The 12549-nt window shown below is 50.7% G+C and carries 13 protein-coding genes; 6 read left to right on the top strand and 7 right to left on the bottom strand.

All coding sequences use genetic code 11. The annotated features are described in order from the left end of the window. Positions 1-28 precede the first annotated feature (28 nt). The 6 genes from IB222_RS22485 to yihU all read right to left on the bottom strand — a co-directional run bounded on the left by IB222_RS22485 (position 29) and on the right by yihU (position 7168). Positions 29-2065, bottom strand: a complete 2037-nt coding sequence (locus IB222_RS22485; RefSeq protein ID WP_148362613.1) for an alpha-glucosidase — start codon at positions 2063-2065, stop codon at positions 29-31. Between the two features lie 122 nt (positions 2066-2187). Next, the gene (locus IB222_RS22480) at positions 2188-3063 is read right to left on the bottom strand and encodes a sulfite exporter TauE/SafE family protein (protein WP_063941727.1); all 876 of its coding nucleotides are present in this window, start codon (positions 3061-3063) and stop codon (positions 2188-2190) included. 88 nt (positions 3064-3151) lie between these two features. Beyond that, positions 3152-4054: an aldose-1-epimerase gene (locus IB222_RS22475; RefSeq protein WP_249415426.1), complete on the bottom strand. Its 903-nt coding sequence runs from the start codon at positions 4052-4054 to the stop codon at positions 3152-3154. A 71-nt stretch (positions 4055-4125) separates the two neighbouring features. After that, the gene (gene yihS / locus IB222_RS22470; RefSeq protein WP_149384902.1) at positions 4126-5367 is read right to left on the bottom strand and encodes a sulfoquinovose isomerase; all 1242 of its coding nucleotides are present in this window, start codon (positions 5365-5367) and stop codon (positions 4126-4128) included. A 15-nt stretch (positions 5368-5382) separates the two neighbouring features. Continuing rightward, on the bottom strand, positions 5383-6261 hold the full coding sequence (gene yihT / locus IB222_RS22465; RefSeq protein ID WP_063941729.1) for a sulfofructosephosphate aldolase: 879 nt from the start codon (positions 6259-6261) through the stop codon (positions 5383-5385). Between the two features lie 10 nt (positions 6262-6271). Then, the gene (yihU, locus tag IB222_RS22460) at positions 6272-7168 is read right to left on the bottom strand and encodes a sulfolactaldehyde 3-reductase (RefSeq protein ID WP_149281827.1); all 897 of its coding nucleotides are present in this window, start codon (positions 7166-7168) and stop codon (positions 6272-6274) included. 166 nt (positions 7169-7334) lie between these two features. Here yihU and IB222_RS22455 point away from each other — a divergent pair, with 166 nt between their 5' ends. The 6 genes from IB222_RS22455 to fabY all read left to right on the top strand — a co-directional run bounded on the left by IB222_RS22455 (position 7335) and on the right by fabY (position 12059). Beyond that, entirely contained in the window at positions 7335-8231 is an 897-nt protein-coding gene (locus IB222_RS22455) for a sugar kinase (protein WP_003825297.1), read from the top strand. A 33-nt stretch (positions 8232-8264) separates the two neighbouring features. Further along, positions 8265-9068: a DeoR/GlpR family DNA-binding transcription regulator gene (locus tag IB222_RS22450; RefSeq protein WP_003825295.1), complete on the top strand. Its 804-nt coding sequence runs from the start codon at positions 8265-8267 to the stop codon at positions 9066-9068. A 105-nt stretch (positions 9069-9173) separates the two neighbouring features. Continuing rightward, positions 9174-9773, top strand: a complete 600-nt coding sequence (yihX, locus tag IB222_RS22445; RefSeq protein ID WP_003825293.1) for a glucose-1-phosphatase — start codon at positions 9174-9176, stop codon at positions 9771-9773. Then, positions 9767-10639: a virulence factor BrkB family protein gene (locus IB222_RS22440; protein ID WP_008786998.1), complete on the top strand. Its 873-nt coding sequence runs from the start codon at positions 9767-9769 to the stop codon at positions 10637-10639. The genes yihX and IB222_RS22440 overlap by 7 nt, the downstream gene beginning before the upstream one ends. After that, positions 10636-11073, top strand: coding sequence for a D-aminoacyl-tRNA deacylase (gene dtd, locus IB222_RS22435; protein ID WP_003825289.1), 438 nt, complete (start codon positions 10636-10638; stop codon positions 11071-11073). Before IB222_RS22440 ends, dtd begins: the two co-directional genes overlap by 4 nt. A gap of 44 nt (positions 11074-11117) precedes the next feature. Beyond that, positions 11118-12059: a fatty acid biosynthesis protein FabY gene (gene fabY, locus IB222_RS22430; protein WP_003825286.1), complete on the top strand. Its 942-nt coding sequence runs from the start codon at positions 11118-11120 to the stop codon at positions 12057-12059. A gap of 18 nt (positions 12060-12077) precedes the next feature. Here the strand turns inward: fabY and IB222_RS22425 are convergent, their stop codons facing one another. Further along, the gene (locus IB222_RS22425; protein ID WP_126319638.1) at positions 12078-12524 is read right to left on the bottom strand and encodes a helix-turn-helix domain-containing protein; all 447 of its coding nucleotides are present in this window, start codon (positions 12522-12524) and stop codon (positions 12078-12080) included. Between the last annotated feature and the right edge of the window lie 25 nt (positions 12525-12549).

Genomic DNA, 12549 nt, shown 5'->3' with positions numbered 1-12549 from the left:
CCGCAAGTTTCCCCGCGGGCGAGCCGTATTAGATGTTGCGTAAAGTGGCAAATAGTGACGCCCATTCACTCTTCACGCGATAAAACACCGGAGGCTTGCCAATAGGTGCATCTACGGTAATTTCACCGCCCTGGTAAGTTTCCCCAGTCCAGACGTTTACCCAGCTATCCTCCGGCAGATACAGCGTCCAGTTTTGCTGGCCCTGTTCGTGAACTGGCGCGACCAGTAAATCCTGTCCTAACAGGTACTGATATTTCAGGGTATAGGTCCGTGCATCGTCTTCGTAATGCAGGAACAGCGGGCGCATCACCGGCAGACCGGTAGCGCTATTTTGCGCGACCGCCTGTTTTAGATACGGTTTCAGGGTAGTAAAGACGGTGGTCATACGGGCAAAGTGGGCGATGGTTTCAGCATCACCATCAAACTGCCAGTTATCGCCTGGGCGGTTACCTTCGTGGGTGCGCATCATTGGAGTGAAGGCGCTAAAATCACACCAGCGCAGCAGCAGCTCTTTGCTGCGTTTCATGTCAAACAGGGTGGTGTAACCGCCGATATCGCTGTGGTGCAGACCGTGGCCAGTCATCGCCAGCGACAGCGCCGCAGGAACGACGGAAGCCAGACCGTCGTCGAGGCTCCAGTCAACGTTCTGATCGCCTGCCCACATCATGGTGGAGTACTTCTGGCTGCCGGTGTAGCCCGCACGCATAAAGAACAGGATCTCGCCGAGCTTGCCGGTCTCCTGTAACGCTTCGTAGTTGCATTTCGCCCATAGCGCGGGCCAGGCGTTATGCATAATTTCAGCGCTGACGCCGTTGTGCAGATACGTATCGGTTGGCAGATATTCGCCAAAGTCAGCCATCCAACCACCGCATCCCAGCTCAATCATGTTCTTTTTGATGACTTCTTTGAACCAGTCGTAGGCTTCGGGGTTGGTCAGATCGACCACGCCGCCGTAAAACTCGCCGAACTCAACCAGATAGTCAGCGCCTGAGGCATCTTTTGCCAGATAACCGTATGCAGCCGCTTCGGCACAGAGATCTTTATCGCTGGCGACGTATGGGTTGATGTAGGAGAGGAACTGCACGCCTTCTTCTTTCCACTGCTTAATACGGTTATCCAACTGCGGATAGTTGTCGCTGTTCCACTTCCAGTTCCACATCACGCGCTTGCCAAAGGAGGTCATGCGGATCCCGGACCAATCCTGCGCCCAGATGCCGTTTACTTTCACGCCTGCATTACGCATGGTGTCCAGTTTGTTCTGGCAAATCTCAGTACCGCCCTGAATACCAAGCGTGACACCGTCGTAAATCCAGTCCGGCAGCTCCGGCTGGCGACCTAACAGCGCGGTCAGTTTTTCCAGCAGGGAAATATACGTGTCGGCGCACTCAAAGCGCAGGGTGGTTTTGTCTTCCCACAGCGCCAGCTCGTGATACTCCGGTGCGCTGAAGTCGAAATTCATATAGCAACTGTTATCAACGTGGCAGTAGTACTTCTGTGTGCTGACGAAGGTCGGCTGCGGGAAGAAGGTCCAGTAGTAGTCTCCGCCGGCATTTTCTTTGCAGTCAGCCTGCCAGGTGACATAGCTGTTTTTGTTACGGCCCACGCCCTGTTCGCTGGTCCACAGTGGGAAGGGTTTTCCGCGCAAATCGAAGTAAGAGAATTGTTCACCACAGCCGTAAATATGATCGTCCGGGTTGGCTGCCAGACGCAGCCAGATGCGGTTATGGCTGAGGTCATCGTTGTGCAGGTCCAGCTTCAGGCGGCCCTGTTCATCGGTAGAGATGTGCAGCGTGGCGTTGATGGTATTACCGCGGCTGAAATGTACCAGCCAGCCATCAGGTGACTCGCTAACCGTGGCGTCGGTCAGAGCAATCTTCTCATTGAGCTTGTCTTTGATGCTGAAGTTGCCGCGAAACATGTCAATGTCGGCAACGCCAGCGCCGATCCATAGACAAGGGGTTTCTGTGCTGTGACGTAAAATCAGGCGCTGGTGGTACGTTAGCGTAAAGCCATCAATATTCTTTTCTATCAGGACAGAGGATAAATGCCTACTTTGCGTGCTCATAAAATATTCTCCATGAAATTGAGGAACGCGAGCATACTGATTGGTTATGGTTTGCTATTATTCATTAGCCTTAAATAGTTATGCGCTACCCTTAAGTAGCGCTTGAACAAGACAAACTCTTATTATTTGCTAGCATCCACTCTACGAATCTCAGCAATTTTTTTACCTAAAAGTATTTGTAATGCCGCCAACAGCACAAATGGTGGTAAGAGCGCCGTGATAGCTGAAATACCTAATGCACCTTTTATTAACATTGCACCTGAAGCGATTAATAATAAAAATACTAAAACACGGAATACTTTTACCGAAATGCGCTTATGCACATATTGCCCGACTAAGGAACCGAGTATCATTGTAGGAATACAGAAAATAACCAGTTTAAATGTTGAGATTGTTAATATTCCACTCGTTGCCAGACCGCCGACAACGGCAATGTTGTTAGCCGTAAAGAACGCATTCAGCGTACCGCGAAAAGCAGCTGGACCCAGATTACGTAGCATTCCATACATCACAACTGGTGGTCCATTTGTGGAAAAGGCCGCCCCTAGCGCACCAGCTACTGCCCCTAACGGTGCAGCAATCCAGCGTCTGTCATAGATGGGTAAGCGAGGAATAAACATACTGTAGAATGAGTAGAGAATAAGAAAACCGCCCAATCCTATTTTCATAATGTGGTCAGGTAGATAGGAAAGTGCATATAAACCTACCGGAATGCCAAGAAAGGAGAAGCCGATAAGAACGGCAGCCGATCGCCAGTCCGTTTCTTTACGAGATAACCATGTGGCATAAATGGCGGTTGCTGTTCCGACAATAACAGAAAGTGGTGTTGCCATTTTTACAGGCAGCATCAGGGTGATGAGCGGCATGGTTGTCAATCCACCACCAAAGCCAGCACATATTCCTACGAATGTATAAAGAAACATTAAGGCGATAACGGTGTATATAACATTAGATTCCAACATCACGCCATCAGGTGTAAATAAATTAAAGAAATCCATTATAATTCCTTCATTATCAAATTCTAAAATATTACCTTGGCCTTTTTAAGTCAGGGTAATGGGTATCCTGCACAAATAAATACTTGAACTAGATGCATTCACCATGAATATTAAAAAATAATGTATGCTGCTGTTTTGGTTTAAGTAATAGTAAGTTGATCCCAGAGTTAAAGGCATTAGGTGGACAACTCATCGGCTCGATAGCTAATCCCTGACGATTCAACTTTTCGCCACTATAGACCTGAAGCCACGGTTGATCGGAACACAAACTAACAGCCAGCTCTTTTTGTTGATTAATAATTTTCGCTTCCCACCGCTCGCCGCAAGTTTTGAAAGTATGATCAATCCGTTTATCACCGATTTTTTGTTGGATGGAATAGTCCAAATTCAGCTCATCGACGTGAAGTAACGTTGTTGAGTTAGACTGTGTATCGAAAGCCAAAACCTCATTTGCAGGAAGCTGCAGCGTATAGTCATCAACAGGCGTTAAATCACAGGTTAAATAAGGGTGAATACCGACTCCGTAAGGTGCTGGTTTATCGCCGACATTTTGGCTAATTATCTCAACGGACAGCCCGGCTGTTGCGTCCAGTGAGTAAATCACTCGTGAAATCAATGCGAATGGGTAGCCATAACTTGGTGGCAGAAATATGGAGAATGAGGCTTTTGTGGCCGTTAATTCATCAGTTTGCCAGTCCCGCCATGCAAGTAAACCGTGAATAGCGGTGTTAGAACCATGTTCATTAATCGGTAGCTGATACTCATGCCCATCATGCTGATAAATGCCATTGGCAATACGATTTGGCCAAGGGATTAATACCTTACCCAGATGAGCAAGAGGCATCTCTTCTGGTTGATGAGGTATAACCAGATGTTTGCCCTGCCAGGTTAATTCGGCAAGACCGGCACCAACTGAAACTATTTGCGCCCGGTAATCACCTGCAGCGAGTAATATCGTATTCCCACCACTATGCATATATATCACCTTAATATTAGATACCCTTACTAAACAACGGCATATGCAACATTTGTTTGCTGATATGCCGTCTTTACCAGGCTTATTTATTTCGCATTGATATCTAACAAACCCGCTGCTACGGCTGGTGCCAGCCCTGGAGCGAGCGGGATGCGTGGGATTACCAGACAGTGCAGAAGATGGTATATATCCTGCTTACCGTCCCAGACTTTAGTGGTCACCTTGTTGTCTGCATCCAATTCTTGCCACCATGAACCATTTTCATAGTCCATCAGGTATTTAATGCAGTAATCCCACCATGTCTGATACCAGGTTTCGTATTGACGATCCCCTGTTACGGTATAGAGGGCATAGGCTGTCCCCATCGCTTCTACAATAGGCCAGCGTACACGTCCACGTACAACGGGTTTCCCTTCCCAATCAACGGTATACACAATGCCGTCTGCCCCATCTGGAGCCCAGGCATCGCGTACTGTAGCGTGGAACAAACCTTTAGCATCTTCCAGCAGCCATGCTGGGGGTTGTTCGCATCTGGCTTCCAGCGCTGCGTGGATATGCAGCATTAAACGACCCCATTCGATCCAATGGCCTGGTGTCCCGCCAAATGCACGGAAACGGTGTGCTGGATTTTCTTTGTTATAGTCGCGGATAGGATTCCATTGAGCATCAAAGTGCTCATTCACACGGTAATGGTTGTTTCTGGCTACATCATGAATGATGACGGATGCGATTCTGATAGCGCGATCCAGCCATTTTTTGTCATGGGTAACGTCATAAACGATCAGGAAAGCCTCGACCGCATGCATGTTGGCGTTACCGCCGCGGTAATCTTCCGTCTGGCTGAAAGCTTCGTCCCAGGATTCCAGGCACATCTGCTCTTCTTCACTCCAGAAGTATTTCTCAATAACTTCTATGGTGTAATCCAGTAATTTCCTGGCTTCAGGATGCCCGGTTGTTACTGCGCTGGCTGCGCCCAGCAGTGCAAAAAAGTGTTGATACCCTTGTTTGGAGGCATCCATCACGCCTTCGTCATTCACGCAGGCATACCAACCACCATATTTTTTATCTAGTAACGCGCCATTCATAGCCTTGATGCCGTGATCAACCAGATCATATGCCCCTGGCCTGCCCATAGCCGCTGCCACAGAGTAAACGTGTAACATTCGGGCAGTAATCCATAGATGAGTCCCCATCTCTTCTTTAATTTGCCCCTTGTTACCCAGCCAGCCAAATCCGGTAGGGACAGCAGCATTTTTACCAAAGTTAAAGATGCGGTCAGTTTCCTGCTCCAGCCAGCGGTTGTGGCTCAATGTGTTAAACCATTTCATTCTTTGATCCTCGTATTAGCGGCGACGGGCCATCATTTCATCGACAATGTCACCTAAGCGTTGCAATTTAGGTGCGGAAACATCACGCAGCATCAGTTCGGTATCCGGCAGGCCAACAACCGATGACCAGACCGCACGTCCGGCCAGGAAGCCAGATGCGCCTGCGGTCATTGCTACGCTGACTGCGCGCGGGAACAGTTTTTCATCTACACCAGAGGAGAGAATGACCCACGGCATGTTGATGTTTTCATTCAGGCGCAGAGAGGCGCTAAGCAATTCTTGTTGGGTACCTTTGCCGTACAGCGGCATTTCGACCTTGTAGAGATCGGCACCGCTATCACCCAGTTCTTTTGCGGCATCGATAATGGCCTGTTCGCGATCGAACTTATCGCCACGACGCGGTGGGCGAACAACCGGCTCGATGATGCTCAGCAGGCCATTGGAGTGGCATAGCTCATTGAATTCTTTCACCATATCAAGACGCTGTTGGGCATCTTCATCGCTACGCCACAGCACCAGCAGTTTGAGAGCCTTAGCACCATCTTGCTTCACGGCCTGCGGGTTGATTTTTTTATCAATCACCACGCTATCGACCGGGATTCCGTTACCCGGAATAAACTCATCAGCGGCCACAATCATGGCGCAGCTTTTGGCGACCGCGTTTTGCTCTACAACCTGGCGGTAGCAGAACTGCTGATCGACCAGAATGGCGGAGGCATAGGGGGACAGGATCTTCGCCGCATTGACTTTGAAATCGGTCAGTACGCTGTCATTGACCGGGGATTTTGCACCTGCTGCGGCAAACATTAAGCGCATGGCTTCGCGCTGATCGACCGCCAGCATGGCAAATCCGCCAGAAGCTCGGGTGATATCTTTCAGGGTGTACTTCGTCATTGCTCAGTCCTTACTTATCTGTGTGTTTATTTAGCCCGGCGGATGCGCGAACCTGTTCAAGAATGGCCGTCCAGTCTTCCCGGCCACGGCCAGCGGCACGCGCCTGGTTATAGACTTCGCGGGAGGCAGCGCCGAGCGGCATCGGCACATGCAGTTGGTTGGCAACGTCCAGCGCGATGCCAAGATCCTTGTGAGCTAAATCGATCATGAATGCCGGGGAAAGATCGCCTTTCAGCACTTTGTTCGGCCAGGAGGTAGTGAAGTGGCCTTTCCCGGCGGGGGTACCGCTCATAACTTGCAAGGCCACATCAAAGGAGAGGCCAAGTGCCTCGCACAACACGGCTGCTTCGGCAGAAAGAGCGTTCAGTGCGATACTCATGTAGTTGTTGATGAGTTTCACGCGGATCCCCATGCCGGGACCCCCTGCATTGATCAGTTCATTACCCATCGCCATCAGAACCGGAGTGGCGCGTTCTACCTGCTGTGCCGTTCCACCTGCCAGCAGCAACAGCGTTCCCGCGATAGCGTGATCGGAAGTACGTCCAACCGGGCAATCCATCATGTCGAAGCCTTTGGCACGCATATCGGCGATCAGCTTGTCAGTTTGCAGTGGGTGAATAGTCGACATATCAATCACTAACGCCTGCGGGGAGAGGCTTTCGCAGATACCCTGCTCGCCGAAAAGTACGCTACGCACCAGATCGCCGTTTGGCAGCATGGTGATGACAAATTCTGCCCCTTTTGCTGCCTGGGCCGGGTTGCTGGCAGGCTGTGCTCCTTTTTCCACCAGGCGCTGAACGGCATCCGGGTTAACGTCAAAGACGCTGAGTTGGTGACCCTGCTTCAGCAAGTTGCTCGCCATGGGTGAACCCATCTGACCTAATCCGATAAATGCTATAACTGCCATAACGTTCTCCTGAGACGTGGATGTCATTTTTTGTCATTTAAGGTCGTTTGTTTTTGTCTGTTTTTGATCGTATTTGTAATTTATGGTCAAAAAATTGACAGCCGTCACTTTTTAAACATTTTGTGAAATTAAAATGGTCTCATCTTGAAACGCCTAAGGAATGACCATGATTCGTATTGCTTGTGTAGGTATTGCCGTGATGGATCGCATCTATTACGTGGAAGGTTTACCGACTGAAGGGGGTAAGTATGTGGCGAAGCGTTATACGGAAGTGGGCGGTGGGCCTGCTGCAACGGCCGCAGTGGCTGCAGCGAAGCTGGGCGCACAGGTGGACTTTATTGGCCGTGTGGGCGATGACGACACCGGAAATAGCCTGCTGGCGGAGCTGGAATCCCTGGGGGTAAATACCCGTTACACCCGGCGCTACGCAGGGGCGAAGTCTTCGCAATCGGCAATTATGGTTGATACGCAAGGGGAGCGGATTATCGTTAACTATCCCAGCCCGGATTTATTGCCGGATGCTGATTGGCTGAATGAGATCGATTTTTCCCAGTGGGATGTGGTGTTGGCGGATGTTCGCTGGCATGAAGGGGCCAGAAAGGCGTTCACGCTGGCGCGTCAGGCGGGAGTGATGACAGTACTGGATGGTGACGTAACGCCACAAGATATCAGCGAGCTGGTGGCGTTAAGCGATCATGCTGCGTTCTCTGAACCTGGTCTGGTGCGTTTAACCGGGATAAATGATTCTGAAGTTGGACTGAAACAAGCAAAAACGCTCACAAATGGACATGTTTACGTAACGCGGGGAAGTGAAGGCTGTGACTGGATAAAAAATAATACGTTGCAGCATCAATCTGGATTTAAAGTCGACGTTGTGGATACTACGGGAGCTGGAGATGTTTTCCACGGTGCACTCGCATTCAGCCTGGCCGGCGGCGATGCTCCAGAAGAGGCCGTCAGGTTTGCCAGCGGGGTTGCTGCGTTAAAATGCACGCGTCCGGGAGGAAGGGCCGGAATCCCTGACTGTGATCAAACCCGATCTTTTCTGTCACTTTTTGTATAAAATGCCAGGGCAATGGTTTTTCGAGGAAATTTCATGAGTCTTACCGAACTGACCGGTAACCCGCGACACGATCAACTGCTTATGCTGATTAGCGAGCGCGGTTATATGAATATCGACGAGCTGGCCAGCCTGCTGGACGTGTCCACGCAAACCGTGCGTCGTGATATTCGTAAACTCAGTGAGCAGGGATTAATTACGCGTCATCATGGTGGCGCGGGCAGAGCTTCCAGCGTGGTGAATACGGCGTTTGAGCAGCGTGAAGTCTCCTGGACGGAAGAGAAAAAAGCCATCGCGGAAGCGGTGGCTGATTATATTCCCGATGGGTCAACGGTGTTTATTACCATTGGCACCACCGTTGAGCAGGTAGCGCGCGCGCTGTTAAACCATAATCATTTGCGCATTATTACCAATAGCCTACGCGTGGCGCACATTCTGTATAACAACCCACGTTTTGAAGTCATGGTGCCGGGGGGAACGTTACGCCCGCATAACAGCGGCATCATTGGCCCTTCTGCCTCGGCATTTGTCGCTGATTTTCGGGCCGACTACCTGGTTACCAGCGTTGGCGCGATCGAAAATGATGGTGCGCTGCTGGAGTTTGATGTCAACGAGGCCAGCGTAGTGAAGACGATGATGGCCCATTCAAGGCATATTCTGTTGGCTGCGGATCATACGAAATATACGGCTTCTGCCGCGGTAGAAATTGGCAATGTGTCTCAGGTGACCGCGCTGTTTACCGATGAGTACCCAGGCCCGGCCCTGCATAATTTACTCCAGTCACAGCAGGTAGAAATTGTGCAGGTGAGTCCTTCACAGGATGATGCTCTGGCAGTGTAATTCTCCCCAATGATGGCTCGATAAGTTCGTAGCCATCACTCTCGCATAGTCAAACTTCTCCTTTCCCGCTACAGTTATTCATCCACGGCGAATAAGGAGAAGGGCATGCTCTATATCTTTGATTTGGGTAATGTGATTGTCGATATCGACTTCAATCGCGTGTTAGGAACTTGGAGCGATCTGAGCCGTGTACCGCTGGCTTCGTTAAAGCAAAGTTTCACCATGGGAGAGGCTTTTCACCAGCACGAGCGAGGTGAAATAACGGATGAAGCCTTTGCCGAGGCGATATGTCATGACATGGCGCTACCGTTAAGCTATGAGCAGTTCTCCCATGGCTGGCAGGCCGTTTTTGTTGCCTTGCGTCCTGAAGTCATCGACGTCATGCAAAAGCTGCGTGAGCAGGGGCATCGGGTGGTCGTCTTGTCGAATACTAACCGTCTGCACACGACGTTCTGGCCGGACGAATACCCCGAAATCCGCCAGGCTGCTGACCATATTTATCTTTCCCAGGATCTGGGCATGCGTAAACCGGAAGCACGGATTTACCAGCATGTCCTGCAGTCTGAAGGTTTTTCTGCGCATGAGGCGGTATTTTTCGACGACAACGCCGATAATATTGAAGGGGCTAATCGGTTAGGGATTACCAGCATCCAGGTTGTCGATAAAACGACCATTCCGGACTATTTCGCGAAGTTGCTATGCTAAAAAATGTTCAGCAACAAGCCAGGCACCATACGCGTCCTGTTCGGGCCTGGCTGAAGCTACTATGGCAGCGGATTGATGAGGACAATATGACGACGCTGGCAGGGAATCTTGCCTATGTCTCATTGCTCTCATTAGTGCCGCTTATTGCCGTAGTTTTTGCTCTTTTCGCCGCATTTCCGATGTTTTCTGACGTCAGTGTCCAGCTACGTCATTTCATTTTCGCAAACTTTATCCCGGCGACGGGAGATGTCATTCAGCGTTATATTGAACAGTTCGTCGCCAACTCGAACAAAATGACGGCCGTTGGGGCGTGCGGGCTGATTGTGACAGCGTTATTACTGATGTATTCCATTGATAACGCCCTGAATACTATCTGGCGCAGCAAGCGTACTCGGCCTAAAGTTTACTCTTTCGCCGTTTACTGGATGATTTTAACGCTGGGGCCGCTGTTGGCGGGGGCCAGTCTGGCAATCAGCTCTTATCTGTTGTCATTGCGCTGGGCCAGCGATCTCAACACGGTGATTGATAACGTCCTGCGTATTTTCCCGCTGGTGCTTTCCTGGCTCTCGTTCTGGCTGCTATACAGCATCGTACCGACTACGCGTGTACCCAACCGTGATGCAGTTATTGGCGCCTTTGTGGCCGCTGTGTTGTTCGAAACCGGAAAGAAAGGATTTGCGCTCTATATCACGATGTTCCCGTCTTATCAGCTCATTTATGGTGTCCTGGCGGTGATCCCCATTTTATTCGTCTGGGTATACTGGACCTGGTGTATCGTCTTGCTAGGCGCGGAAATAACTGTCACTCTCGGGGAATACCGCAAACTTAAACAAGCCGCAGAACAAGAAGAAGCAGAGCAACCATGATTGCATTAATTCAGCGCGTAACCCGTGCCAGCGTCACCGTGGAGGGCGAGGTGACGGGTGAAATTGGCCCAGGACTTTTGGTCCTGTTAGGTGTCGAAAGGGATGATGACGAACAGAAAGCGAACCGCCTGTGCGAGCGCGTACTCGGCTATCGAATCTTTAGCGATGCCGAAGGCAAAATGAACCTTAACGTGCAGCAGTCAGGGGGCAGCGTGCTGGTGGTTTCACAGTTCACGCTGGCGGCAGATACCGAACGCGGCATGCGCCCGGGGTTTTCAAAAGGGGCTGCGCCCGATCGTGCAGAGGCGTTGTATGAGTACTTTGTTGAGCGTTGCCGCCAACAGGAAATGAATACGCAAACCGGTCGATTCGCTGCGGATATGCAGGTTTCACTGGTTAATGATGGCCCCGTGACGTTCTGGTTACAAGTATGAACCAGCTACCGGTGTGGCCGCGGACAACAAGAGAGAATACGACTATGTATCACCTTCGAGTACCGCAAACAGAAGAAGAATTGGAGCGTTACTACCAGTTTCGCTGGGAGATGCTGCGTAAACCTTTGCACCAGCCTAAAGGCTCCGAACGGGATGCCTGGGATGCGATGGCGCATCACCAGATGGTGGTGGACGAAGAGGGAAATCTGGTCGCAGTTGGCCGACTGTATATCAATGCGGATAACGAAGCCTCCATACGCTTTATGGCCGTTGACCCTTCCGTGCAGGAGAAAGGGTTGGGCACGCTGATGGCGATGACCCTGGAGTCTGTGGCGCGTCAGGAAGGAGTCAAACGCGTAACCTGTAGCGCCCGTGAAGATGCGGTCGAATTTTTCGCCAAACTGGGATTTGTGAGCCAGGGAGAAATCACCACACCGCAAACCACGCCGGTGCGTCACTTTTTGATGATTAAGCCTATTGCGACGCTGGACGACATTCTCCATCGCGGGGACTGGTGCGGACAGCTACAGCAAGCCTGGTACGAACATATTCCATTGAGTGAGAAAATGGGTGTGCGCATTCAGCAATATACCGGGCAGAAATTTATCACCACGATGCCCGAGACGGGCAATCAGAATCCGCACCATACGCTGTTTGCCGGGAGTCTGTTTTCCCTGGCGACGCTAACGGGCTGGGGACTTATCTGGCTGATGCTGCGTGAGCGTCATCTGGGCGGGACGATAATCCTTGCCGACGCACATATCCGATACAGCAGGCCGATCACCGGGAAACCTACCGCTATCGCCGATCTGGGCTCGCTGAGCGGTGACCTGGACCGTCTGGCAAGAGGTCGCAAGGCGCGCGTTCAGATGCAGGTTGGGGTGTTTGGCGATGACACGCCGGGCGTGGTGTTTGAAGGCACCTACATTGTGCTACCCGCAAAACCGTTTGGCGCATATGAAGAAGGCGGGAACGAGGAAGAGTAGGTCAGAGGATGTAATCATCTACTCAATGAAAGCGTCCGCCGGAAGGTTAAAGCGTTCAGCAAGCGCTTTAATGTGACTTACAGTCAGAGCTCTGCGACCATTTAAGATGTTGCTGACGTTCGATTTTGAACCGAGTTCGTTGGCAAGATCTGCTGCTTTGAGACCGTATTGATCCATGAGCGTTCGCAATACTGAAACGCCAGAGGGAGTTTTCTCCAGGTGTTGGTTGAGTGCTTTGAATTCCGGCGCATGTTTTTCATATTCACTGATTCGGGTACAGAGCAATTCAAATAGTGGGTTTTCAAGATCATCCTGGTCGACCAGAAACTCCACTAGCGCTAGTGCCCTGCGATACTCAGTATCATTTCGGTCTTCCCCCAACAGTGGGATGGCTTTTACTGCATCGCTGAAGGTATCAACGATCTTTTTTGCGCTGGTTGCATCCATCTGACGATGAGTTCTCATTCTTTATTACCCCGATATGAATGGT

The sequence above is a fragment of the Citrobacter sp. C13 genome, from assembly GCF_014596815.2.
In the GTDB taxonomy this organism is placed as follows: domain Bacteria; phylum Pseudomonadota; class Gammaproteobacteria; order Enterobacterales; family Enterobacteriaceae; genus Citrobacter; species Citrobacter portucalensis.
The sequence above is the reverse complement of the archived record's forward strand: the minus strand, read 5'-3'. Positions and strand labels throughout refer to the sequence as shown.

Coding starts and splice junctions, on each gene's coding strand:
- IB222_RS22485 (WP_148362613.1), bottom strand. CDS start 2,065: ATGAGCACGCAAAGTAGGCATTTATCCTCTGTCCTGATAGAAAAGAAT.
- IB222_RS22480 (WP_063941727.1), bottom strand. CDS start 3,063: ATGGATTTCTTTAATTTATTTACACCTGATGGCGTGATGTTGGAATCT.
- yihS (WP_149384902.1), bottom strand. CDS start 5,367: ATGAAATGGTTTAACACATTGAGCCACAACCGCTGGCTGGAGCAGGAA.
- yihT (WP_063941729.1), bottom strand. CDS start 6,261: ATGACGAAGTACACCCTGAAAGATATCACCCGAGCTTCTGGCGGATTT.
- yihU (WP_149281827.1), bottom strand. CDS start 7,168: ATGGCAGTTATAGCATTTATCGGATTAGGTCAGATGGGTTCACCCATG.
- IB222_RS22455 (WP_003825297.1), top strand. CDS start 7,335: ATGATTCGTATTGCTTGTGTAGGTATTGCCGTGATGGATCGCATCTAT.
- IB222_RS22450 (WP_003825295.1), top strand. CDS start 8,265: ATGAGTCTTACCGAACTGACCGGTAACCCGCGACACGATCAACTGCTT.
- yihX (WP_003825293.1), top strand. CDS start 9,174: ATGCTCTATATCTTTGATTTGGGTAATGTGATTGTCGATATCGACTTC.
- IB222_RS22440 (WP_008786998.1), top strand. CDS start 9,767: ATGCTAAAAAATGTTCAGCAACAAGCCAGGCACCATACGCGTCCTGTT.
- dtd (WP_003825289.1), top strand. CDS start 10,636: ATGATTGCATTAATTCAGCGCGTAACCCGTGCCAGCGTCACCGTGGAG.
- fabY (WP_003825286.1), top strand. CDS start 11,118: ATGTATCACCTTCGAGTACCGCAAACAGAAGAAGAATTGGAGCGTTAC.
- IB222_RS22425 (WP_126319638.1), bottom strand. CDS start 12,524: ATGAGAACTCATCGTCAGATGGATGCAACCAGCGCAAAAAAGATCGTT.